Origin of the sequence: Limosilactobacillus sp., assembly GCF_022482365.1 — a bacterium.
Lineage (GTDB): Bacteria > Bacillota > Bacilli > Lactobacillales > Lactobacillaceae > Limosilactobacillus.
In genome coordinates this window covers 607,379-629,812 of record NZ_JAKVPE010000001.1, presented here as the reverse complement: position 1 = coordinate 629,812, position 22,434 = coordinate 607,379, and the positions used below count along the sequence as shown (strand labels likewise).

Annotated in this window: 22 protein-coding genes; 16 read left to right on the top strand and 6 right to left on the bottom strand. The window is 53.6% G+C overall.

What is annotated here, in order from left to right; all coding sequences use genetic code 11:
* Entirely contained in the window at positions 1-654 is a 654-nt protein-coding gene (locus LKE23_RS02985) for a bifunctional 2-keto-4-hydroxyglutarate aldolase/2-keto-3-deoxy-6-phosphogluconate aldolase (RefSeq protein ID WP_291978017.1), read from the top strand.
* 15 nt (positions 655-669) lie between these two features.
* Positions 670-2,175 (top strand): UxaA family hydrolase, encoded by a 1,506-nt coding sequence (locus LKE23_RS02980; RefSeq protein ID WP_291978016.1) that lies wholly within the window; start codon positions 670-672, stop codon positions 2,173-2,175.
* Positions 2,176-2,312: 137 nt separating this feature from the next.
* Here the strand turns inward: LKE23_RS02980 and LKE23_RS02975 are convergent, their stop codons facing one another.
* On the bottom strand, positions 2,313-3,818 hold the full coding sequence (locus LKE23_RS02975) for an RNA-binding domain-containing protein (protein ID WP_291978015.1): 1,506 nt from the start codon (positions 3,816-3,818) through the stop codon (positions 2,313-2,315).
* Between the two features lie 357 nt (positions 3,819-4,175).
* Here LKE23_RS02975 and LKE23_RS02970 point away from each other — a divergent pair, with 357 nt between their 5' ends.
* From LKE23_RS02970 to LKE23_RS02960, 3 genes are all read left to right on the top strand, one after another.
* Positions 4,176-5,201 carry a lipoate--protein ligase gene (locus tag LKE23_RS02970; protein ID WP_291978014.1) on the top strand — a complete coding sequence of 342 codons (1,026 nt, stop codon included), beginning with the start codon at positions 4,176-4,178 and terminating at the stop codon, positions 5,199-5,201.
* A gap of 11 nt (positions 5,202-5,212) precedes the next feature.
* Positions 5,213-5,563, top strand: coding sequence for a hypothetical protein (locus tag LKE23_RS02965; RefSeq protein ID WP_291978013.1), 351 nt, complete (start codon positions 5,213-5,215; stop codon positions 5,561-5,563).
* A gap of 156 nt (positions 5,564-5,719) precedes the next feature.
* Positions 5,720-6,358, top strand: a complete 639-nt coding sequence (locus tag LKE23_RS02960; protein WP_291978012.1) for a hypothetical protein — start codon at positions 5,720-5,722, stop codon at positions 6,356-6,358.
* 42 nt (positions 6,359-6,400) lie between these two features.
* Here the strand turns inward: LKE23_RS02960 and LKE23_RS02955 are convergent, their stop codons facing one another.
* Both LKE23_RS02955 and LKE23_RS02950 read right to left on the bottom strand, forming a co-directional pair.
* The gene (locus tag LKE23_RS02955) at positions 6,401-7,618 is read right to left on the bottom strand and encodes an MFS transporter (protein WP_291978011.1); all 1,218 of its coding nucleotides are present in this window, start codon (positions 7,616-7,618) and stop codon (positions 6,401-6,403) included.
* Between the two features lie 56 nt (positions 7,619-7,674).
* A complete protein-coding gene (locus LKE23_RS02950; RefSeq protein WP_291978010.1) occupies positions 7,675-9,042 on the bottom strand; it encodes a DHA2 family efflux MFS transporter permease subunit in 1,368 nt (455 codons plus the stop codon).
* 131 nt (positions 9,043-9,173) lie between these two features.
* Here LKE23_RS02950 and LKE23_RS02945 point away from each other — a divergent pair, with 131 nt between their 5' ends.
* From LKE23_RS02945 to LKE23_RS02925, 5 genes are all read left to right on the top strand, one after another.
* On the top strand, positions 9,174-10,031 hold the full coding sequence (locus LKE23_RS02945; protein ID WP_291978009.1) for a metallophosphoesterase family protein: 858 nt from the start codon (positions 9,174-9,176) through the stop codon (positions 10,029-10,031).
* A gap of 130 nt (positions 10,032-10,161) precedes the next feature.
* Positions 10,162-10,431 carry a 30S ribosomal protein S14 gene (rpsN, locus tag LKE23_RS02940; RefSeq protein ID WP_291978008.1) on the top strand — a complete coding sequence of 90 codons (270 nt, stop codon included), beginning with the start codon at positions 10,162-10,164 and terminating at the stop codon, positions 10,429-10,431.
* A gap of 113 nt (positions 10,432-10,544) precedes the next feature.
* Positions 10,545-11,627 (top strand): FIVAR domain-containing protein, encoded by a 1,083-nt coding sequence (locus LKE23_RS02935; protein ID WP_291978007.1) that lies wholly within the window; start codon positions 10,545-10,547, stop codon positions 11,625-11,627.
* A 279-nt stretch (positions 11,628-11,906) separates the two neighbouring features.
* Complete coding sequence (gene ahpC / locus LKE23_RS02930) at positions 11,907-12,470, top strand: alkyl hydroperoxide reductase subunit C (RefSeq protein ID WP_291978006.1); 564 nt, start codon at positions 11,907-11,909, stop codon at positions 12,468-12,470.
* Between the two features lie 14 nt (positions 12,471-12,484).
* A complete protein-coding gene (locus LKE23_RS02925; RefSeq protein WP_291978005.1) occupies positions 12,485-14,146 on the top strand; it encodes an FAD-dependent oxidoreductase in 1,662 nt (553 codons plus the stop codon).
* A gap of 86 nt (positions 14,147-14,232) precedes the next feature.
* On the opposite strand, the gene LKE23_RS02920 is transcribed toward LKE23_RS02925, so the two are convergent.
* A complete protein-coding gene (locus LKE23_RS02920; RefSeq protein WP_291978004.1) occupies positions 14,233-15,639 on the bottom strand; it encodes a C69 family dipeptidase in 1,407 nt (468 codons plus the stop codon).
* Positions 15,640-15,812: 173 nt separating this feature from the next.
* Between LKE23_RS02920 and LKE23_RS02915 the strand changes: the two genes are divergently transcribed.
* Positions 15,813-17,642: a monovalent cation:proton antiporter family protein gene (locus LKE23_RS02915; protein WP_291978003.1), complete on the top strand. Its 1,830-nt coding sequence runs from the start codon at positions 15,813-15,815 to the stop codon at positions 17,640-17,642.
* A 75-nt stretch (positions 17,643-17,717) separates the two neighbouring features.
* Here the strand turns inward: LKE23_RS02915 and LKE23_RS02910 are convergent, their stop codons facing one another.
* Positions 17,718-18,578: an Rpn family recombination-promoting nuclease/putative transposase gene (locus tag LKE23_RS02910; RefSeq protein WP_291978002.1), complete on the bottom strand. Its 861-nt coding sequence runs from the start codon at positions 18,576-18,578 to the stop codon at positions 17,718-17,720.
* Positions 18,579-18,649: 71 nt separating this feature from the next.
* Positions 18,650-19,048 carry a type II toxin-antitoxin system HicB family antitoxin gene (locus LKE23_RS02905; protein WP_291978001.1) on the bottom strand — a complete coding sequence of 133 codons (399 nt, stop codon included), beginning with the start codon at positions 19,046-19,048 and terminating at the stop codon, positions 18,650-18,652.
* A 161-nt stretch (positions 19,049-19,209) separates the two neighbouring features.
* Here LKE23_RS02905 and LKE23_RS02900 point away from each other — a divergent pair, with 161 nt between their 5' ends.
* The 5 genes from LKE23_RS02900 to LKE23_RS02880 all read left to right on the top strand — a co-directional run bounded on the left by LKE23_RS02900 (position 19,210) and on the right by LKE23_RS02880 (position 22,421).
* Positions 19,210-19,395, top strand: coding sequence for a 2-hydroxymuconate tautomerase (locus LKE23_RS02900; RefSeq protein WP_267201505.1), 186 nt, complete (start codon positions 19,210-19,212; stop codon positions 19,393-19,395).
* Between the two features lie 72 nt (positions 19,396-19,467).
* The gene (glpK, locus tag LKE23_RS02895; protein WP_291978000.1) at positions 19,468-20,976 is read left to right on the top strand and encodes a glycerol kinase GlpK; all 1,509 of its coding nucleotides are present in this window, start codon (positions 19,468-19,470) and stop codon (positions 20,974-20,976) included.
* Entirely contained in the window at positions 20,977-21,486 is a 510-nt protein-coding gene (locus LKE23_RS02890) for a hypothetical protein (protein ID WP_291977999.1), read from the top strand.
* Complete coding sequence (locus LKE23_RS02885) at positions 21,487-22,131, top strand: HAD hydrolase-like protein (RefSeq protein ID WP_291977998.1); 645 nt, start codon at positions 21,487-21,489, stop codon at positions 22,129-22,131.
* A gap of 20 nt (positions 22,132-22,151) precedes the next feature.
* Positions 22,152-22,421, top strand: a complete 270-nt coding sequence (locus LKE23_RS02880) for an acyltransferase family protein (protein WP_291977997.1) — start codon at positions 22,152-22,154, stop codon at positions 22,419-22,421.
* Positions 22,422-22,434 lie beyond the last annotated feature (13 nt).

Sequence of the window (22,434 nt, the reverse complement as noted above, 5' to 3'; positions counted from 1 at the left end):
ATGTTACCAAAGTATGAAGCACTGAAAGCAGTTGAAAAGGCCGGCATTTTAGCCGTTGTTCGGGGTCGGAGCGAAGAAAATGCCTACAAGACCTCCAAGGCCAGCATCAAGGGTGGGGTCAAGGCAATCGAATTAGCCTTTACGTCACCAAATGCCGACGTCACGATCAAGCACCTGAACGAAGAATTTGCGGATGATCCCGACGTTGTTGTTGGTGCCGGGACGGTTCTGGATCCCGCAACGGCCCGGATGGCTATGATCGCCGGTGCTAAGTTCATTGTTAGTCCTTCTTACAATGAAGAAGTTGCTAAGCTCTGCAACCTTTACGCCGTTCCTTACATGCCAGGCTGCTTCACGCCAACCGAAGTTCAACAGGCACTGATGACCGGGGCTGATGTTGTCAAGATCTTCCCTGGCGCCATTGCTGGTGTTAAGATGATCCCAGAACTGCAAGGGCCATTCCCACAGGCCAACATTATGCCAAGTGGTGGTGTTTCCCTGGACAACATGAAGGACTGGTTTGCAGCTGGTGCCTTCTGTGTTGGTGCCGGTGGTAGCCTGGTTGGCCCTGGTGCTGATGGTGACTACGATCAAGTAACCGAAAATGCTAAGAAGTTCCACGAAGAACTGCTGCGGATTCGGAACGAAAAGTAAAAGGAGTTTTGAATAATGAATAATTTCATTATTTTGGATGACCACGATTCAGTCGCGGTGGCCCTCCAGGATATCCCTGAAGGCACGGTACTGAAGACGCAGGACCATGGCGACGTCACCACCATCGAAGACATCACCCGGGGACATAAGATTGCCTTGGAGGATATCAAGAAGGGTGCCGACGTGATCAAGTATGGTTACCCGATTGGTCATGCCACCCAGGACATCAAGCGCGGTGAGCATGTCCACATCCATAACATTGCCACGAACCTGTCCGGTGAGCTTTCTTACCACTACGACCCAATCAAGGTTCCCGCCAAGGGGAAAAAGGACGACCGGAAGTTCATGGGCTACAAGCGGCCAAACGGCAAGGTCGGTATCCGGAATGACCTCTACATTATCCCGGTAGTGGGCTCGGTCAGTGAACTGCTCGATCCACTGGTTACCGAATTCAAGGCCCTCCACCCAGACGACGGCAATTTCGACAATGTGGTTCCGCTCAAGCACACCTACGGGATCGAAACACCGCAGGACAACTATGAGCGGGCACGCAAGATCCTAGTCGACGCCGCCATGCAGCCAAACGCTGGCGCAGTTCTGATCTGTGGACTGGGTTGCACAGACGATGACGAACTGAAGAAGATGAAGGAGCTGCTGGAAAAAGCTGGTGGCCCAATCGACACGAAACGGGTCAAGTTCCTGTCTTCTGCTGACAGTGATGACGAAATTGCCGATGGCTTGGCAATGCTCGAGGAACTGAACGAAGCGGTCAAGGACGACCACCGTACTCCGCAACCACTCAGTGAATTGAAGATTGGCTTGAAGTGCGGGGGCTCCGATGGCCTGTCTGGTGTGACGGCCAACCCATTGCTAGGACGCCTTTCCGACTTTGTTGCTGCCCAGGGCGGGACGACGGTCTTGTCAGAAGTTCCAGAAATGTTTGGTGCGGAGACGATCCTGATGTCCCGGGCCAAGGACCAGGCCACCTTTGACAAGATTGTCCACCTGATCAACAACTTTAAGGAATACTTCGAACGCTTCCACCAGCCAATCTACGAAAACCCATCTCCTGGTAACAAGGCCGGGGGAATCTCAACTCTGGAGGACAAGTCGCTTGGCTGCACGCAGAAGTCTGGTACTTCCAGCGTGAACGATGTCTTGATGTATGGTGACAAGATCAAGACGCGGGGCCTGAACCTTCTGCAGGCACCGGGGAACGACCTGGTTTCATCATCCGCGGAAGCATCCGCCGATTGTCAGATGGTCCTCTTCACGACGGGACGGGGAACGCCGTTTGCAACCTACGTGCCAACGGTTAAGGTTTCCTCAAACTCCTATATTGCCAACCTGAAGCCACGCTGGATTGACTTTGATGCCGGACAATTGATGAATGAATCAATGGACAGTCTCGCCGACAAGTTCATCCAATTCATTATCGACGTGGCCAGCGGGAAGAAGACCAATAACGAAAAGTACAACGTTCACGGGATCGCCATCTTCAAGACGGGCCTGACCAAGTAAATACTTCCTGTAATTGAATCAACCACAAAAAAACAGCTGGATGCTCTGCGTGAGTTCTAGCCGTTTTTGATTAAATAGGGTTTAAGCAGTTAATGTTTGCTGAAAAAATGTCTAAGTCTATATCAAACAGAGAAAAATCAGCTATTTGAAGAATTATGGTTATTATCTAGTATTTGCTGAATTTGTCTTATGTATGAATTCATTGAAACTCGAGCGGATGGTGAGTCGATAGGAAGAGAATATTTTGTTCCTTTTCCTTGCCCGCTTTTTTCTATTAGTTCTTTTGTTACCATTTCGTTAAGTATTTTGTGCCCTTCATACGAGGTCTTATATAAATCCTTTAAATCGGAATATGAAACTACTAGTTTCTCCGAAATCCTTTTATAAGTAGCTCTCCAGGATTTAGGCAATTCTTGAAGAACAGCTTCAGTTAATGGAACTTTCCAAATTAAAAGACTGGTTGAGGTGAAGGAAGTTGTTATTTCGGGAGCCCTTAATTTCAAATCACTTGTGGTCTTGTAAATTCTTAATCCCCCACTACCAGTATGTTCACCTAGTTTTGCTTTGACAAAAGCATTAAATATGAAAGGGTTCCTTGGTACTGATTGACCACCGTTTATAAATGTCTCTGTTGAAACGCGCATTTCTCCAGGATTATTGAATTCAACATAATCTTTATAAGCATTTATCTTTACTGGTTCCCGTGATTCGTAATCTGCGTGGACAAGTGCGTTTACCAATGCTTCTCTTTGCACGCGCTTTAATGAGTCGCCTATATCGATCCGAGTGTCACCACGTAACTGAAAACTGTTCTTAGTTATAGAAGATAATTTTTCGTAAGCAGCATTGTAAAAACCATAAATATTGTTAGGGTGGTCTGGCTCATTTGAAGTGTATACACGATCTGAGTAGTCTGGAATAGTTTTATTCGGTTTAATGATTAAATCAAGCATAAAAGAAGGGAAAACTTGGATGATTGAATTATATTTTCCAAATAAAAGTAACGCTGCCTTTGTTAAAAGGTAATTACCATTAGGGACGGTACGATCTTTTTGCATGAGCCCGATGTTGATTAAGAAGTCTTCAGTATTGCCATCAATGTATAAATTACCCGAAACATCGTTTAACCTAGATCTAAACAGTTGTAAATCGGACAGTATAATATCATCTAATCCGAAATTAGGTAATAGTTCTTTATCTACGTCGGCATCTGATTCTCTTATAAATGCTCTGAGTTCATCGGCTGAAATCTTTCTATCGCTATCGTTTTCGCGTTTATATGCATTACGTAGATTGCCATTTAAGTATAGTGGTCGATTAGTATAATTTATCTTTGGAATATAAATTTTAAGAAGCTTTTTCCCATTTATTTCAAATTCATTTATATCACTTTCACTAGCAACAGCTTGGGACAGCTTATTACTACTTTGAGTGTTTAAGAAGTCTTGCTTTAATTTGTAAGGATCGCTAAGGCCGGTTGCTATATTACGTAATGGATGCTTAAGCTCTTTTACGCTTAAAATGATTGTTCCACCATCAGTATTTGCAAATGAGCTAACGGTTTCCCAGATACTTTTTGGCAGCTTATTTTCTTCTAACTCTTTATATTCTAGATGGACATCTTCGTTTGGTAAGATTTTCATAGTATAAACAATCCTTTAAAATTAGTGAATCAGACATAAATCAAACATAAATCAAACATAAATCAAATATAAATAAATCAAGAAGTGCTGATATACAAGGCTTTTTAGACTGCAACATTATTAGCTTCAAACATAAATCGTAAAAATCAAACATAAATTTCTTCAACTTTAATTTTGACATACCATCAGCGCTTAAGCAATCACTTCTCGTCCCTAGAAGTTAAACGATCTGAAGCGGAAGTGAAACACTGAGCTAATCGACAGAGGACAAACTACTGTTAATTAGATTGATTACGGTATATACTGAAATCGCATACAGCAACTAAACTTTGAAACCATTTGTTAGAGGTGTTTTTCATGTTCTTTATTGATACCAGTCGGAATGGGAAGCCGGTTCACGACGCCCTCGTCAACCAGTCCCTGGACAACTATCTGATCAACGACCTGCGCCTAAAGGGTCACGGCCTGATTTGTTACATCAACCAGCCATCCGTCATTATCGGCGTTAACCAGAACGCTTACGCCGAGATCGACCTGCCGTACCTGAAGTCGCACAACATCGAGCTGGTCCGCCGTTCCAGTGGTGGTGGCGCGGTCTACCACGACTTCGGTAACCTGGTTTTTGAAAACATTGTTGTCGGTGACATGAGCAAGTTCGGCGACTTCCACGCCATTGGTGATCCAGTTGTCGATGCCCTCCACGACCTGGGGATTGAATCCGCCGAGGTCAGTGGTCGGAACGACATGACGATCGACGGCAAGAAGTTCTCTGGGATGGCAATCGTCAAGGGTGACAACTCCTACGCTGCCGGTGGGACCGTCATGTTTGATCTGAACATGGAGACTGCCAGCGAAGTGCTGACGCCGGAAAAGGACAAGCTGGCCTCCAAGGGGGTTAAATCCGTCAACGCCCGGGTAACCAACATTAAGCCTTACCTGCCGGAGAAGTACCAAGACTGGACGACGGAGGACTTCAAGAACTACCTGCTCTGCCACATGTTCGGTGTTGATTCCATGGACGACGTCGAGACCTACCACCTGACTGACCACGATTGGGACATCATTGACTCTCGCCTGGTTGAGCAGTACCGGACCGACGAATGGAATTTCGGGAAGAACCCTGGCTTCAAGCACTACGTTTCTAAGCACTACCCAATCGGGACCGTTTCCTTCAACTTCAACGAGAAGGACGGTCAGATCACGGACGTCAAGATCTACGGTGACTTCTTCACGGCCGGTGATCCACACATTGTTGAACAGCACCTGGTTGGCACCAAGCTGGATCGTGAAAGCCTGGTTAAGGCCTTCAACGATGCCGACCTGGCCGCTAACCTGGGGAAGGTCAGCGCCGAAGAATTGGCTGACCTGATTCTTGCAGACTAGGAGGAATTCTTATGTGGCAACGGATTGTAAATTGGTTTAAGCACCTATTCAGCCATGAGGCCCCGGTTCACCGCGAGGACAACGGCCTCTGGTGGCAGCAGGACGACAACCTGGTCAAGGTGGGCCTCGATAGCAAGGTAATCTCGGAACTGGGTGACATCACCTTCCTGGAAACGCCTCAGGTTGACGAGGCAATCCAGAAGGCCGACCAGCTGATCGACATTGAAGGCGGCAAGGCGGTTGAAACCTTCAAGTCCCCGGTCAGTGGCAAGATCAGCAAGGTTTACGATGGTTACCAAAATGACCCGACGACCCTGACTACGGCCGAGAACCCGCTGCTGGTTGAGATTAAAACGGCATAAATTGGAACGGCCGCTCACCGTTATAGTGGGCGGCCACTTTTTTACTAAATTTGTAAAATTGGTATAGTTTTATTGAAATTCCTTGAACGCGGCAATTAAATGGTGCATTATAGGGACTGTACTTAATTGGTCTAGCTAAAAAGTGAGGCGTTTGTTGTGAAATCATTAATCTCTGGTGGCTTATTTATTAAAAGCAGTGAGCCGCGTGTCCTGGCCCAGGCCGCTGCTTCTGCACCCAGCAGCAACCTGGTATTGACTGCTGCACCGGCAGGAAGCGAGACAAAACTAGCCGAATTGGCAACTGCGGTCAGTGCTAATCGTCTGGTGCTTCCGCTGGCTGCGAGCGATGATCCGGCACGAATGCGGGCCGCGGCGGAACGACTGACCATGCTGGGGGACAACGTCTACGTCCAGGTTCCGGCCATGTCGGATGGCCAACTGAACCTGCAGCTGATCCAACAGCTGACCCAGGAAGGAATTCCGCTGGCCATCAGTGGAATCGCCACCCGGCAGATGGTTCGCCAGCTGCTCGATGGCCTCCACCCGGCCGCCGATATGCTTTTCCTGATGGCCGGGGCGACGAGCTACTACGATTTGATCGTGAGTGCCGCCCTCGCCAAGCTGGCGCCCCAGGTTCAACTGGTCGCAACGGTCACCAGCCTCAACTACCTGTGCATGATCAGCCGCCTGGCACTTGATGGGGTGGCGGTGAGCGACGGTTTCCTGCCGCTTTTGCACCGTTCCGTCCAGGGGATGACCTGCCAAGTTAACAGTCGCCAAATTCAACTGGCCTAAGAAAAAACTCGATGCTTCGCAATGAGGCATCGAGTTTTTTGATTAGGCAGTTTTCTTGGTTCGAACGGTTAACACCAGCACCAGGTTAATCAGCAGGGTCAAGCCGGTGACGGCAAAGACCATCTGGTAGCTGGACAGGCCGGAAATTAGGGAGCCGAGGAGCGAACCCAAAACGGCGCCGCCGGCCTGGAAGGACTGGTTCAGGCTGAAGATCCGCCCAAAGGCCTCGGCCGGCACGTCCAGGGTCAGGACCGTCTGGGCGGCGGGCATCAATGCCGCGTTTGCTAGTCCCAAGAGGAAGCGCCAGAAGGCCAGCGACCAGGGCGAGTGGGTGAAGGTCATCGGAATGAAAAGCACGAAAGCGACCGCCAACCCGGTGCGCAGGATTCGTTCCGGTCCGACCTGGTCCATCGTGTGCCCAACTTTGGAGGCCGCAATTAGCGTCCCCAGCCCGGGGGTCGCCGCCACGATCCCGGCGACGAAGGCCACGTTGCCGCGGTTATGCATCAGCGAGCGGACGTAGAGGCTGATGATCGGGTCGATCGACATCGTGGAGGCGGTGACAATCATGGTGGTCAAGAACATCACGAAGATCAGCCGCGGGTTGGGCAGCTCGTGGATGATTTCACCGAGGGGCTTCATGGCGGCCTTCTTGATCGGCCGGAAGTGCTCGACCGTCAGCAGCCAGGTCGAAAAGAAGACGCTCAGCATCAAGAGCCCGGTGATGAAGAAGGGGATCCGGTAGCCAAATGCCCCGGACAGCGACCCACCGAGCAGGGGGCCGACCAGGTTGCCGGCCACGCCCGCGGTGGACATGGCCGCCATCACCCAACCGGAGCGGCTGTGGGGCGTTTCCCCGGCCATCAGGGCAGTGGCGTTGTTGATGTAGCCCGAGAAGATCCCCTGGAGGGTCCGCATGGCGATGATCATCCAGACGCTTTGCGAGAGCCCGGTGATGAAGATGGTGCAGGCCATCACCCCGGAAGCCCGCATGCACATCAGTTTGCGGCCCTTCCGATCGGCCAGGCTGCCCCAAAACGGGGAAACAATTGCCTGGGAAATAAAGGTGACGGCAAAGGCCAGTCCAGAGTAAAAGTTTAATTGAAAGTGGCTAAATGAGCCGAGTTCGTTGATGAACAGTGAGATGAAGGGCATCGTCATTGAGTAGCCCATCCCCGTGATAAAGGCCCCTAGCCAGAGCGTGTAAAAAGTGCGGTGCCACCCGTGCGGAAATTTACCGGCAGCAACGGCGGAATCCATTCAAAAGCCTCCTTAAACAGTACTTATCTTAACCATAGCGATAATTGGTCGAAAAGTTAATCTTTCTGCTTAGTTGCCAGGTAGTGGACAAAGGTCACCAGCATGAAGACGACCAGCAGAACGGTGACCCACATGGCAATCTGAACCCCGGTCGTCAGGGATGCGGGCAGCCCGGAGATGACAACAACCATGGTGACGGAAACGGCCCCGAAGACCTGGCGCAGGGTGTTGTTGAGCGCGGTCCCGTGGCTGTTTTCGCTCTGCGACAGCTGGGAGAAGGCTTCGGATAGGGCCGGGCTGAAGACGCAGGCGTTCCCGATCATCCGGACCGCGTAGGCGAGCGTCAGGATGAGCAGGGAGGAGTGAGCGGAGATCGTGACCAGCGGAATTGAGGCCAGCAGCATGATGACCCCACCGGTGATGATCAGCCACTTTGGCCCGTACTGGTCGTAGAGCCGGCCGACGATCGAGGCGGTGATGGCGTTACAGATGGCTCCCGGCAGGAGGATCAGTCCGGACATGAAGCTGCCGACGTGGAGAACGCTTTCAGTGAAGATCGGCAGGAGCTGTTCGGTACCTAGCAGGACCATGAAGGCGAAGATCCCGACCAAAGTCATCAGCCGGAAGGAGGAGTACCTGAAGATCTGAACCTTGAGCATTGGGTTCTTGAGCCGGAGCTGGCGCTTGACGAAGACGGCAATAATTGCCAGGCCGACGACCAGCATGGCCAGACCAATCCAGAAGTTTTCCTGAAAGGCGGTCAAGCAGCCCAGGGTCAGGGCCGAGCCGACCAGGGAAATGAAGACGGACAGGTAGTCGATCTTGATGTCGCGCGGCGTTGAAAAGTTATCGAGCTTGAAGTAGCCGATGATGAAGATGATGACCATCAGCGGGAGCACCAGGATGAAGAGCCACCGCCAGGGCAGAACCTGGAGGATGAATCCGGCCAGGGTTGGCCCCAGCGCCGGCCCGGCCGAGATAACCAGGCTGGAGAGGCCGAGGATCGACCCCCGCTTTTCAATGGGGTAGATCGAAATCATGGTGGTCATCTGAAACGACATCAGCATCCCCCCGGCGCAGGCCTGGATCAGCCGTGCCGCCAGCAGGGTCGCGAAGTTAGTCGCAAAGCAGCCCAGCAGGGTCCCGAGGATGAAGGTCCCGATCGTGCCGAGGAAGAGGTGACGGTTGGTGAACTTATCGTACATGTTCGACGACAGTGGGGTGACGATCCCGATGATCAGGGTGTAGCCAGTCGTCAGCCACTGGGCGGTGTTCAGCGAGACGTGGAGGTCGCTGGAGATGACCGGCAGTGCAGTGACCATCATCGTCTGACTAGCCAGGCTGACGAAGGCCGAGAGCAGGAGGATCGCGGTGATGATTCGCCGCGTTTGCAGTGAAATGTTGACAGAGTGATTTTGAGCCATGAAAAAGTCCTTTCTTACTAATATAATGCCGTCTACTAGTCTAGCACCGGACAAGCGCTTACGGTCAAGAACAATTTGCGTGGCAAGGCCGGTAAAGTTTGCTATGATAGATAAAAAGAGGGGGAATAGCAGTGAAAAGGAAAATTGCGGTCTTTTCGGACGTTCACGGGAACCTGAGCGCGCTCCAGGCGATGTATCAAGACAGCCTGAAGCAGGGGGTCGATGAATACTGGTTCATCGGCGACCTGCTGATGCCGGGTCCGAGCGTCAATGAAATTTGGCAATTAATGCGGGAGATGGCGCCGACGGTCAAGGTGCGGGGCAACTGGGATGACCTGGTTGTCGTCGGTGCGCGCGGCAAAATCGATACCGCCAAGCCTTCCCATGCCTACTTTGGCCGCCTCGCTCAGTACGTGGCCGAACACGCCCAGCCGGGACTCATCGACGAGCTGGCCAGCTGGCCGCTGCAGGTGACCCGCCAGGTCGGCAGCCTGAACTTCGGCATTTCCCACAACCTGCCGGATCTCAACATGGGCCAGGACCTTTTCCCCACCAATGCCTCGGCCAATTTCGACCGGCTCTTTAAGCGGGAGAATGGGGCCTCGGCCCTAGACGTGGCTATCTATGCCCACGTCCATCATGACCTCCTGCGTTACAGCACCGATGAGCGACTGGTGCTGAACCCGGGGGCGGTCGGTGAGCCCTTTAACCATTGGCCGGCCCTGCACCAGGATCTGCGGGCCCACTACCTGATCTTGGAGATCGACGACCTGGGCCTGGCTTCGACCGACTTCCGGCACGTTGCCTATGATCGCGACCGGGAGAAGGAACGGGCACGCCAGACGGACCTGCCGTACTTTGAGCTCTACCAAAAGATGATGGACACGGGCAACGCCTACACCCACGATGACGAGCTGCTCAATGCCCAAAACCAGCGATACGGCTATGCAAAAGAGTACGAGTGCTTTAAGGAAAGCTTAAGAAAATAGGCAAGCCATTTTGCTTGTAAAAAGTTAGAAGTCCTGCGATAATAGTTGACGAATGATATTCGCAGATGTTTTAAAAGTGTTGTTGCAGTTGATGATAAAAAAGATTAACCAAGGAGGATACAGTCGATACATGGCTAAGAAGTCAAAGATTGCTAAATTACATCATCAGGAAGCATTAGTTAAGAAGTACGCTGCAAAACGCCAGGAGTTGAAGGCCAAGGGTGACTACATCGCCCTGTCAAAGCTGCCGCGCAACTCCAGCCCGGTTCGTCTGCACAACCGGGACCGCTATGATGGCCGGCCACACGCCTACATGCGTAAGTTTGGCATGTCCCGGATCAACTTCCGGAACCTGGCACACAAGGGTCAGATTCCGGGTGTTCGCAAGGCCAGTTGGTAACGATAAATATATTTATGAAGATTCTGGCAACTTACCAGAATCTTTTTTATTTTCCTCCCTAAGAACTGCTATACTAGACTTATAAACGTGCAGTGGAAATTAGGTGAGAAAAGATGAGCAGCGATATCCATTTTGAAGAATTGCAGCGCCTGCTGGACGAGAGCAAAAACGTTCGGCAGACCTATCGCTACCAGAATGCCAGTGCCCATTCGCGAAGCATCTATGACCAGGCAATCGCAATGGGCCGCGATATCTTGCGTGAGAAGGACGACCGTGAGATGCAGCCGGAGATCATGGCCGAGCTGACGGTGCAGACGATCAATAATGCCAAGAAGACGCTGGACGGGAAGCCAAGTGTGCATGAGATGGCGCCGGTTAGCGAAAGGCCGGCACTCAGCCAATCCGCAAAGCCGCGGCCGCAATCGATGACGACTAAAATGTCGACGACGAGCTCGATGACCGAGTCACAATCACAGAGCGCCCAGGATAGCGTCCTACAATCGGGAACGACCAGTACTTCTCATTCGGCGGTAACCAGTACGTCCGTGTCGACCACAATGCTGCAGTTCCAGTCACTATCGGCGGAATCGCTGGGCAGTCAATCTCAGTCGACATCAACTTCGGCAGCGCTCAGTCAGTCTCCGCAGTCCCAATCGAGTTCGGGTTCGACCAGCGTCACGGCTCAGGAGGCCACAAGTGAAGTTGAAGTATTGCCGCTTTCGGCGCTTCGGGCAACCAATTCGACCCATCACCGGACGACCACAGTTCAGGACAGCGCCGCTGAGGACGACCAGGGACTGTTCACGAAGCCCCACGCCTCGCTCGCGGATTCGGCTGAATTTGAGCCTGACGAGGACGACGAAGAGCCCGAAGAGATTCGCTTTGTCAGCAGCCAGTCGCCACAGTTCATGGCGATGGGGGATGATGACGAAGAGCCGACGCCTGCCGATATTGAGCTTCAGTCGGAATCAGAACCGTCAGAAGAGGAAGCAAGTGCAAGCGCCGAACCCACCATCACCTTCGATCCGACCAGTCAGCCGACTAACCCGGCAAAGACCCAGCAGGATGAAGAACCCGATGATGACCAGCAAGCTACGGCGGCGGCCAAGCAAAAGGCGATCCGTTACGCCATCTGGCACGGTTTGGGGCAGGCACTGGGCTTTGGCCGCAATCCTAAGAATCAAAAACGTATTTAGGGAGTGGGACAGAACTCGCTTGCGAGTTCGTCTTCCCACCCCCGTCGACGCGGAGCTAGCCTATTTGGGAGGCTGGCTAGGCGTTCCGGACGTTGATTTATCAACGTTCGGAATCCAGCCAGCTACCGCGTTGCTGCATTATAAGCTATATAACAGCAAAGAGGTTGGGTTAATTCCCGACCTCTTTTTATAATAATTCTAAATAGCCTTGCATTCTCCAGAGAGTCTGTTACAATAGAGGTGTAGTTAAGAATGATTCTAATTAAGGAGGAGATATTCATGAATTTTGTTGGACATGAAATCGGCGACTTTAAGGTGAACGCATACCAGGACGGCAAGACCGTTGAAGTATCAAAGAAGGATGTTTTAGGCAAGTGGAGTATCTTCTTCTTCTACCCGGCAGACTTTTCCTTTGTTTGCCCAACCGAACTGGAGGCACTGCAAGACAAGTATGCGGACTTCCAACAGGCTAATGCTGAGATCTATTCCGTTTCCGAGGACACGGAGTTCGTTCACAAGGCTTGGGCAGAAGCTTCTGACAAGATCGGCAAGATCAAGTACCACATGCTCGCCGACCCAGCCGGCAAGCTGGCACGGATGTTTGACGTCTTAGACGAGGATGCCGGTCAGGCTTACCGGGGCGTCTTCATCGTTGACCCTGATGGCAAGATCCAATCCTACACCATCAACAACATGGGGATCGGCCGGAGCGCGGATGAGATTCTGCGGACCCTGCAGGCGGCACAGTTCGTTCGTGAGCACGGCGACCGGGTTTGCCCAGCTAACTGGAAGCCGGGTCAGGACTCCATCAAGCCGAGCCTGGACCTTGTCGGTAAGCTTTAATCGGGTGCGTGCCAATGAGTGAGCAACACCTATACGATCTGATCGTGGTTGGTGCTGGACCGGCCGGCTTGTCCGCCGGTCTCTATGCCGGGCGTGCCACCCTGGACACCCTGATTATCGAGGGCGACACGGTCGGCGGCCAGGTCACCACGACCTCGGTGGTTTACAACTATCCGGCGGTGGAAAAGGTCGACGGGACCCAGCTGATGAACCAGATGCAGCGCCAGGTGGCTGATTTTGGGGTCACGATTAAGCACGATCAGATTGAAAAATACGACCTTGATGACGAGGTCAAAACGCTGACCGGCCAGAGTGGTCAAACCTACCAGGCCCGGAGCGTAATCATCGCGACCGGGGCCAGCCCGCGCAAAGTTGGCTTCCCCGGTGAGGACGAATTCCGGGGACGGGGAATTGCCTACTGCTCGACCTGTGACGGCGAGCTCTTCTCCGGCCTGCAGATCTTCGTGGTCGGCGGTGGCTACGCGGCTGCCGAGGAGGCCGACTACCTGAGCCGCTTTGGCAAGCACGTCACGGTCCTGGTGCGGGGCGATCACTTCACCTGCCCACCGCTGACGGCGGCCCGGGCACTGAACAACCCCAAGGTCAGCATTGAGTACAACACCGAGGTAAAGCGTGTCGACGGGGATGACTACCTCACCAGCGCCACCCTGGTTAACAACAAGACGGGGAAGGAAACCGTCTACCACGTCGATGACGGCGACACCACCTTTGGGATGTTTATCTACGTCGGCACCCAGCCGGCAACACAGAAACTGCAGGGCTTGGTTGACCTGGACGAGCGTGGCTACATCAAGACCGATGAAAACTGTGCCACCAGTGTTCCCGGCGTTTATGCGGCCGGGGACGTGATCGTCAAGCCGCTGCGGCAGATCATCACCGCCGCTGCTGACGGGGCTACTGCCGCGACGGCTGCGGAAGCCTACGTCACCGCCCAAAAGCAGCGCCAGGGGATCCCAATCCACACCGTGGAAGCCAAGCAACCCGCCAAGACGGTTGGCCAGACCAGTCAGTTAGACGAGCAGGAAGAAATCACGCCTCACCAGGGCACCTGGCTGACGGCCGACATTGACGCCCAGCTCAAGCCGATCTTTGCCCGTCTAACCAAACCGGTCATTTTCCAGGTCAATACCACCGATGGGGAGCTCAGCCAGCAATTGGTCAGCTTCGTCGATGAATTCGTTGGCTTGGACGACCACTTCACGATGCAGACGGTTGAGGGCAGCGGGCAGTACCTGCCAATGCTGAAGCTGCTCGATGGCGATGGTCAGGACACCGGGCTTCACTATGCCGGCATTCCGACCGGCCATGAGTTGAATTCGCTGGTCCTGGGCGTCTACAACGTTGCCGGCCCAGGACAGACGATTGCACCGGAATTAGCCGCGCGGATCAAGCAGCTGCCAGCAACCGACATTCGGATTGGCGTTTCGCTGACCTGCCACTTCTGCCCAGACGTGGTCGCGGCCTGCCAGCGGATGGCCTCGTTGAATCCAGGGATTACGGCGACGATGATTGATCTTCAGCACTTCCCGGCACTGCGGAAGGAAAAGAAGATTATGTCCGTGCCGGCAACCATGATCGGTGACGATCCGGTCATCTTCGGCAGCCAATCACTGGAAGAGCTGGTTACCGCCGTTGAAAAGCACGGTCAAAAGTAAATAAGCAAAAACGACACCTGATAAATCCACAAATTTATCGGGTGTCGTTTGCTGTTTTATACAGTTAAAGACTAGAGTTACGTTCTTTACAGGTTTTCATCCGTCTTAAAGTTCAGTTCACAGTAATCGGTCATCTTGGTGATCAGGTCGAGGGACAGCTTCTTATAGGCGTTCAGGGTGTCAATGGCGTAACCGTTGCTCTGCATCGTCAAATAGGAGCTCCGTGATTCGCCGTTCATCGTCTGGCATTCACGGTCGGTCTCGGCGATCATCTTGATGGCGGCGCTGTTGCGTTCCTTCTGCACATCACGCAGCAACGGCAGGAAGTCGTGGAGGTGACTGTCGACCAGGACGCTGGCGTGCTTGAAGATCCAGTAGGCGGAATTCAGCTGGGCCGGCAGCTTGCCGCGCTTGTACGGTGCCGGGACCTCGGTGATCCCGTTGAAGAACGGAACGTAGGTGCTCTCGGCGGCGACGCCCATTGCCAGCCAGTGGATGTTGGCGCCCGGCTGCCGGTTCATCTGCAGGATGTGCGACTCCTGGGTCTTGGCCAGGCTGATTGGCCGGTACTTGTGCGCGCCCTTGCCGTGACCGATCGGGTCAAATTCGGTGCCCTCGTAGTGGTTGCTGAGGTAGCGCTGGGCGTCGAAGATGGAGAGCTTGTGGTCCGGCTTCATCAGGAATGGCAGCTCGGTTGATTCCGGCGTCTCGCCTGCGGCCTGCTTTGGACTAAAGAGCTGGTGGCCGATCCAGACCCGCGGCTCGCTGTAAATCGCGTCGGAACGGTCGGCCGTCCCGAAGATCTTGCGGAAGTTAAAGTGGTCCGGATCCGGGTTCAGGTGGTGCTTGTCGACGAAGGCCTGGATCTCGGGGTGGAACATGAAGTTCTTCGTGTCGGTGAAGTCGATGTCCTGGATGGCTAGCTGGTTGGCAACCACGGCGTAGGAGTCGTCCGGGATCCGCTGGGCAACCCAGTAGTGACCGGCCCCGGTTTCAAAGTACCAGGCCTCGTCATTGTCGGCGAAGAGGATGCCGTTGGTTTCACCGGTCCCGTACTTGGCGATCAGGTTGCCGAGCCGCTGGACCCCTTCGCGCGCGGACTTGATGTATGGCAGGACGACGGTAACCATCGCTTCTTCATTGAGCCCATTGTCCACCAGTGGGTCGTAGCCAAGAACCAGGGGATTGGAGTAGGCACTCTCGGTGGCACTCATAGCGACGTCGTACTCGTTGATCCCGTCCTCTTCGAACAGGCCGGCCTTGTCGGTCCATTCCGGCGTAGCGGTGTAGCGGGCACTGTCGCTCGGCAGGTCGAGCTCCAGCTTCGTTTCCTTCGAAATAAAGTGGGTTGGCATCTCGCCGTGCTGGTGAACAACCATGTGCTTCGGCCAGGCGGCCTTGGCGTCTTCGTTGCGCCCAATCATGATCGTGCCGTCAATGCTGGCTTTTTTACCAATTAAAATACTGGTACAAGCGGATAGTTTATTAGCCATATCAAAAACTCCTCCAAAAAGTAGATTGATAACGTTTACATAATTAAATTATAACGCTTTTCTACTTGAATTACGATGTTAGATAAGTTTACTATAGAAATTTCCTAGTTTGCAAGAGGAAAATGCCAGTATATAATAGGAAGAATGATTTCAATGAATAGGGAGCGATAGAAATGGAAAGGCTGTCTTTCCTGATTGTAATGTTAGCGGCCCTGGTGATCCCGATCGCAATGGCGCGGTTCAAGATCGCCAGCGTGCCGACAGCGGTGGCCGAGATCGTCACCGGGATCATCATCGGCAAGAGCGTCTTCGGCTGGGTCAACCCGACCCAGGGACTCAACATGATGGCGACCCTGGGGACGATGATGTTGATGTTCTTATCGGGGATGGAAATCAACTTCGACCTCTTCAAACGGCAGGCCGGGGCGGCACCGAATCCCAAGTCACCGGTCAACCTGGCAATGCAGGCGTTCGGCCTGGTCTTCATCACCGCGGCGGTCCTTGGGGTAATTTTGAAGTGGCTGGGGCTCTTCAACGATATTTTCCTGACCACGATCCTCTTTTCGACGGTCGCCCTTGGCGTGGTGATTGCGACCCTGAAGGAAAAGGAGATCCTGGGCCGGCCGGCGGGGCAGACGATCCTGCTGACGGCGGTCCTGGGGGAAGTCGTGCCGATGCTGTCGCTGACCGTCTACGCCTCGATCAACGGGGGCAATGCGAGCCGGCTCTGGCTGATCGTCCTGCTCTTCTTGGCGGCGATCTTCCTCTTGCGGCGGTTTAAGCAGCCCTTCATCTGGTTTAATAAGATTTCGAAGGCGACGACCCAGCTGGACATTCGACTGGCCTTCTTCCTGATCTTCACCCTGGTGGCGATTGCCGAGCGAGTCGGGGCCGAGAACATCCTCGGGGCCTTCTTGGCGGGGATGGTCATGAAGCTGCTCGAGCCCAGCGAAGACACCCAACAGAAGCTGACCTCGATCGGGTACGGTTTTTTGATCCCGTTCTTCTTCATCATGACCGGGGTGAAGCTGGACATCAAGCAGCTCTTCGCCAACCCACGGGCCCTGGCCCTGATTCCGGTGCTGGTAGCTGGCTTTATCCTGGCGAAGATGCCGACGGTGCTGATCTTTTCGCGGCGCTTTTCGAAGCGGAATTCATTTGCCGGCGGGTTCCTGACCGTGACGACAATCACCCTGGTCCTGCCATCGCTGCAGGTGGCCCGCAACCTGCACGCCATCACCAGCACGCAGTCGGATGCCTTTATCCTGGCGGCGGTGATCGTCTGCATCCTCGGGCCGATCGTCTTCAATTCGGTTTACAAGCTGGGGCCGGCCGACATGATCAAGCAGCGGGTCGTCATTCTCGGCGCCAACACTGCGACGGTCCCGGTCGAGCAGCAATTGTCGAAGAATTGGTACGTCGTCCGGATGGTGTCCGATTCGCAGGATAATTACAAGACCTACAACAGCGAGGTTCGGGATCTGACCTACCTAGAAAAGGTGGATGAGACAACTTTGGACGAGCACGATTTCTTCGACACGGACATCCTGGTGGCGGCCTTCAAGGATGACCGCAAGAACGCCAAGCTGGCGCGGATTGCCAAGCGCCACGGGGTGACCCGGGTGATTGCCAGCCAGCAGAACCCGAAGACGGATCACCGGCGGATCGACGAGCTGACGGCCCAGGGGATTGAAATCTACAACATCTTCAACGTCCAAATCAGCGTGATGCGGGCGATGATCGAGAGCCCGTCGATCGTGGAAATGCTGACGGATACCGAGGCCGGGCTGTTCGAAGCCACGGTCCGCAACCGGCGCTATACCGGCCAGGAACTGCATTCCTTGCCATTTATCGACCGGATCACGGTCAGCCGGATTTACCGCAATCACAAGCCGATTTCGCCCCACGGTGACACGATCATCGAGCTGGGCGACCACATTCTCTTCACCGGAAACCACACCGATGCCGAGGAGGTCCGGGCCCAATTGCGGCGGAAGAATTGATGCCTATTATAATAGTAGAAAAGCCTTCGCAATTTTGATTTGCGAAGGCTTTTTTAGTCGGTAAAATACCGGTGGCTAGTCTTTTGTTGTTGCTTTGTGGTAGTAGGCGCGTGCTTGCTCATCAGAAAGGTTTAGCACGGTTGTTAGGAAATGAATGATTTCATCTTCAGATTGCCCCTGCTTGAGAAGGCCGTTAATTAAGCTGAGTCGGTCATTTTCAATTCCTTGGTTCCGTCCCTTGATTTCCGCCTGATCCAGTTCGTATTGGTGATCCATTTCCATTAAAGACATTCGCATAAAGTCCGCCCTCCATTTCTTATTGTGCTTAACTTCCGTGATCTTCTGTCTTAATTTTAACCCAAATGCGTCTTCCTGCCCACCGGAACGCCCGGCAATCTGGTCGAGAAAGGTCTGCAACTTTGCCGGGACCTCGTGGCGCTCGCTGGTGACGTTGAGATAGACGTCCGTGGCCCCGTCCCAAACTAAGAAAGCCGGATCCTGGTTGAGCCGCTTATTGACCGAATAGTACTGCCGCCCCAGTCCCATCGGGTCGAAGCAACAGATAAAGATGACGTAGGAATTGTGGGCATAGTTGTAGTTCTCGCCCCGCTCGTACGAAGCGAAGGCGTTCAGCGACTGGTAATAGCGGACGCGCTTGAAGAGGTTGGGGCTCTCGGCTACCTGCATCTCGATGTCGTAGTGGTTGTTGGCATCGTCCGTGGTGTAGACGTCGAAGCGAACCCCCTTGGCATCGTTGCTGGGGTTGATCTCCTCCTGCGCTCGTGGCGGCTTGATGCTCTTGATGGCCAGCCCCGGCAAAATGCTCTGGATGACCTCCAGGCAGATCTCGGGATCGGTCATCACCTTGCTGAAGACAAAGTCGTTTTCAAGGCCCGCCTTGCGCCAGTTGGCGGCGGCTTGTTGGATTCTGTTCATTGCAAAATTCCTCCTTCTACCCTTTAAATACGGAAGAATTTTGCAAATGAACTAAAAAATTTAATTTCAGATTAAATGCTGAACTTGTCTCTTAGAGCGTTGGTCATGACTTCACTAAAATTAATGCCATTTTCCTTGCCCAATTCGTTTAGATAATTTGGAATCGTAATGGTCTTTTTAACGACTTTGTTATCGTGCTTGCGTTTGTATTCTGAAACGTTGACTCGGACGAGGGTGACCGTTTCGTTTTTCTTGGTTTGAGGTAAGGCGTAATTAGAAGTGGGCAGGCTTTCCTCAAGACTGGTCGTTCCGATGTAGTCCTCGGCCATTGCGATGGCGTCGGCGATGGACTTTCCTTGGGTCATACCGTTATCTAAGTCCGGAATGGTTACTAAGTACGGGCAATCGGTATCATCGGGTTCATATTTGATGATGATTGGGTAAACAACAATTTGGTCAGTAGTTTTCATGAGTATTCCCTCCGTCCTTCCCTTCATTTTATCACACGTATTTAGCACGTACGAAGGGGATGACTTTCGTGCGAACCCTTCTACTATATAAGTACGGAAGAACTGTCCGCTTTTATCTTTCTATGGTAAAATTAAGGAAAACAATAAAGGAGGGCACTGTCATGCCATTAGTACACATCGACCTGATCGAGGGCCGGAGCGAAGAACAACTCAAGGGCCTGGTAAAGGACGTTACGGCTGCCATCTGCAAGAACGCTAATGTTCCAGCTGAACGGGTGCACATTGTTCTGAACGAAATGCAAAAGGACCGCTACAGCGTTGGCGGCAAGATGGTTAGCGATAACTAAATTTTGATCAGTCACCCGGGAGGCTCCCAGGTGACTTTTTTCTTGATCGGCTGTTTCGAAAGGATGAGTGAAGTGAACGAGCAACAATACATCATGGCAATCGACGAGGGGACGACCAGCTCCCGGGCGATTATCTTCGACCACGACGGCAATAAGGTGGGAATGAGCCAGCAGGAATTCCCCCAGTACTTCCCACAACCGGGCTGGGTCGAGCACGACGCCACCGAGATCTGGGACAGCGTCCAGCAGGTCATGTCGGACGTGATGATCAAGACCCAGATCAAACCTTACAAGATCGCGGCGATCGGGATCACCAACCAGCGGGAGACAACCGTCATCTGGGATCGCCACACCGGCAAGCCGATCTACCACGCGATCGTCTGGCAATCCAAGCAGACTAGCGAGATCGCCGAGCAGCTGATCCATGACGGCTACAAGAAAATGATCCACGACAAGACCGGGCTGGTGATCGATTCCTACTTCGCCGCCACCAAGATCAAGTGGATCCTCGACCGGGTTCCCGGCGCCCGCGAAAAGGCGGAGCGCGGCGACCTGCTCTTCGGGACGATCGACACCTGGCTGCTCTGGAACCTGACCGGGGGCCGGGTCCACGCGACCGACGTCACCAACGCCAGCCGGACGATGCTCTTCAACATTCACAAGCTCGAATGGGACCAGGACATCCTCGACCTGCTCGACATTCCACGCCAGATCCTGCCCGAGGTCAAGGAGAGCTCGGCCATCTTCGGCTACACCGGTGACTTTACCTTTTACGGGGTCCAAATTCCGATCGCTGGAATCGCCGGGGACCAGCAGGCGGCGCTCTTCGGTCAGGCGGCCTACGACGAGGGTTCGGTGAAGAACACCTACGGGACCGGGGCCTTCATCGTTATGAACACCGGGTTAAAGCCGACCCTGTCCGACAACGGCCTGCTGACGACGATTGCCTACGGGCTGGATGGCAAAACCCACTACGCCCTGGAAGGCAGCATCTTCGTCGCCGGGTCCGCGGTCCAGTGGCTGCGGGATGGGCTGAAATTCTTCGCCCACGCCAGCGAATCGGAGAAGCTGGCCCTCGACGCCAAGTCGACCGGCGGCGTCTACGTCGTGCCGGCCTTCACCGGGCTGGGGGCGCCGTACTGGGATCAGGAGGTCCGTGGTGCCATGTTTGGCCTGACCCGGGGGACCGAGCGGGGACAGATCATCCGCGCCACCCTGGAGTCGATCGCTTATCAGACGCGGGACGTGGTCGATACGATGGTCAAGGACACCAAGCTGCCGCTGTCGGCGCTGACGGTTAACGGCGGGGCTTCGCGGAATGACTTTCTGATGCAGTTTCAGGCCGATATTCTGCAGACGCCGATCAAACGGGCCGAGATGGAGGAGACGACCGCGCTGGGCGCCGCCTTCTTGGCCGGTTTAGCCGTCGACTTTTGGAACAACACGGACGAGCTGCGCAAGCTTTCCAAGATCGGCGACGAATTCCAGCCACTGATGGCACCTCAGCGCGCCGGTCAGCTCTATGCCGGCTGGCAACAGGCCATCAAGGCCGCACAATACTTTAGTCACGGAGAAGAATAAATGACAGATAACCAACAGATGATTACCGACCTGAGTGACTTTATTCACGCCAGTCACGAGGATGAATTGACGCGTGAGGAGTCGCTCTACCTGACGATGCTCGACCAGTGGAAGCACCTCAACCGGCCCGGCGTGACCTGGGCGGATGAGGACAGCGAGCGGCTCTACGCCAGCTACTGGCAGAAGATGCAGACCTGGCACCAGCACTTCATGGAGTCCCGCAAGCAAATTATGGTGGCGGATGCCCTGGGTCTTCCACAGATGTATAATCTCTACGTCCAGACGCTGGTGGAGACCAGGGAGGACGCCCTCGATGCCGTGGAGGAACTGGACGCCCACGAGCTGCGCGCCGTGATCCCGCTGAACAGCTTCCCGCGCCTGCTCAAGATGGAGGTCCAACAGCTAGCGGCACTGGACCTGGAGGAGCTGTCATCGCTGGATGGCCAGCTGCTGACGGAATACTTGGACGCAATCATCGAAATTGTTGATGAGAATCAGGAGGAAGAGTAGATGAAGGGTGCAATCCTAAACGTAAATAACATTATTGTCGACGTCGACCAGCTGCAGTTCGCAGCCTGGCGCGACCTGGCCATGTACGAGTACGGCATGGGCTTGCCGGGCAAGATGGCGGCGAGGCTGAAGGGCCAGAGTCGTGACCAGGTATTGGATGCCGTCTTGGCTCACTTCAAGCAGACAGCCACGGCTGCGGAGCGCCAGGAAATCCTGGCCGAGCAGGACAAGTTCTACGAGAAGACTCTGGCAACGGTGGACGAAAGCAAGCTGCTGCCGAACGCCCAACAGCTGGTGATCAGCCTCTATGACCACTACGTCAAGGTGGGAATCCACGACCTGGATGGGCACGCGGCGGACCTGATCAAGCAGGTCAAGCTGGACGGCTACGTAGACCTGGTGGGGCCAAAGGATGATGCGGATGACAACCCATACACGGCCCTGGTGGACCAGCTGGACGTGTCGGCCGCTGGCAGCATTGCCGTCGTGACGAAGCCGACGGACCTGGGGCAGGCCACGGCGGCCGGGTTGACGACGATCGGTGTCGGGGATGCCACGGAGCTGAAGGGTGCTGACTACCAGGTCAGCCTGGTGGGCGACCTGCGCTACCAGATGCTGGAGAAGGTCTGGGAAGATAAGCAATAGAAGTTATTGGAGAAGGAAAATTGGAAAAAACAGGTAAAGTTCGTCAAAGCAATATCGAATTATTGCGAATTGTAGCTATCTTAATGGTGATTGTACTGCACTATCTCAATGGTTGGATGGGCGGTGCATTGGACCATGTTCAGTCAGGTAGCATTAATTACTATTTGAGCCATTTCATCGAATCGCTTTGTATTATTGCGGTAAACGTCTTTGTTATCATTACGGGTTACTTCTCTTACAAGCGGACAAGAGTTAATTTGTCAAAGGTCGTTAAATTGTTTTTGACCTAAATTTCAAGAATAA

Bases quoted from the DNA above. Each gene is read 5' to 3' on its own strand.
- LKE23_RS02905 (WP_291978001.1), bottom strand. From the start codon at position 19,048: ATGAAAACTACTGACCAAATTGTTGTTTACCCAATCATCATCAAATAT.
- LKE23_RS02965 (WP_291978013.1), top strand. From the start codon at position 5,213: ATGTGGCAACGGATTGTAAATTGGTTTAAGCACCTATTCAGCCATGAG.
- LKE23_RS02915 (WP_291978003.1), top strand. From the start codon at position 15,813: ATGGAAAGGCTGTCTTTCCTGATTGTAATGTTAGCGGCCCTGGTGATC.
- LKE23_RS02885 (WP_291977998.1), top strand. From the start codon at position 21,487: ATGAAGGGTGCAATCCTAAACGTAAATAACATTATTGTCGACGTCGAC.
- LKE23_RS02890 (WP_291977999.1), top strand. From the start codon at position 20,977: ATGACAGATAACCAACAGATGATTACCGACCTGAGTGACTTTATTCAC.
- LKE23_RS02925 (WP_291978005.1), top strand. From the start codon at position 12,485: ATGAGTGAGCAACACCTATACGATCTGATCGTGGTTGGTGCTGGACCG.
- LKE23_RS02955 (WP_291978011.1), bottom strand. From the start codon at position 7,618: ATGGATTCCGCCGTTGCTGCCGGTAAATTTCCGCACGGGTGGCACCGC.
- LKE23_RS02950 (WP_291978010.1), bottom strand. From the start codon at position 9,042: ATGGCTCAAAATCACTCTGTCAACATTTCACTGCAAACGCGGCGAATC.
- rpsN (WP_291978008.1), top strand. From the start codon at position 10,162: ATGGCTAAGAAGTCAAAGATTGCTAAATTACATCATCAGGAAGCATTA.
- ahpC (WP_291978006.1), top strand. From the start codon at position 11,907: ATGAATTTTGTTGGACATGAAATCGGCGACTTTAAGGTGAACGCATAC.
- LKE23_RS02935 (WP_291978007.1), top strand. From the start codon at position 10,545: ATGAGCAGCGATATCCATTTTGAAGAATTGCAGCGCCTGCTGGACGAG.
- LKE23_RS02975 (WP_291978015.1), bottom strand. From the start codon at position 3,818: ATGAAAATCTTACCAAACGAAGATGTCCATCTAGAATATAAAGAGTTA.
- LKE23_RS02910 (WP_291978002.1), bottom strand. From the start codon at position 18,578: ATGAACAGAATCCAACAAGCCGCCGCCAACTGGCGCAAGGCGGGCCTT.
- LKE23_RS02985 (WP_291978017.1), top strand. From the start codon at position 1: ATGTTACCAAAGTATGAAGCACTGAAAGCAGTTGAAAAGGCCGGCATT.
- LKE23_RS02920 (WP_291978004.1), bottom strand. From the start codon at position 15,639: ATGGCTAATAAACTATCCGCTTGTACCAGTATTTTAATTGGTAAAAAA.
- LKE23_RS02970 (WP_291978014.1), top strand. From the start codon at position 4,176: ATGTTCTTTATTGATACCAGTCGGAATGGGAAGCCGGTTCACGACGCC.
- LKE23_RS02900 (WP_267201505.1), top strand. From the start codon at position 19,210: ATGCCATTAGTACACATCGACCTGATCGAGGGCCGGAGCGAAGAACAA.
- LKE23_RS02980 (WP_291978016.1), top strand. From the start codon at position 670: ATGAATAATTTCATTATTTTGGATGACCACGATTCAGTCGCGGTGGCC.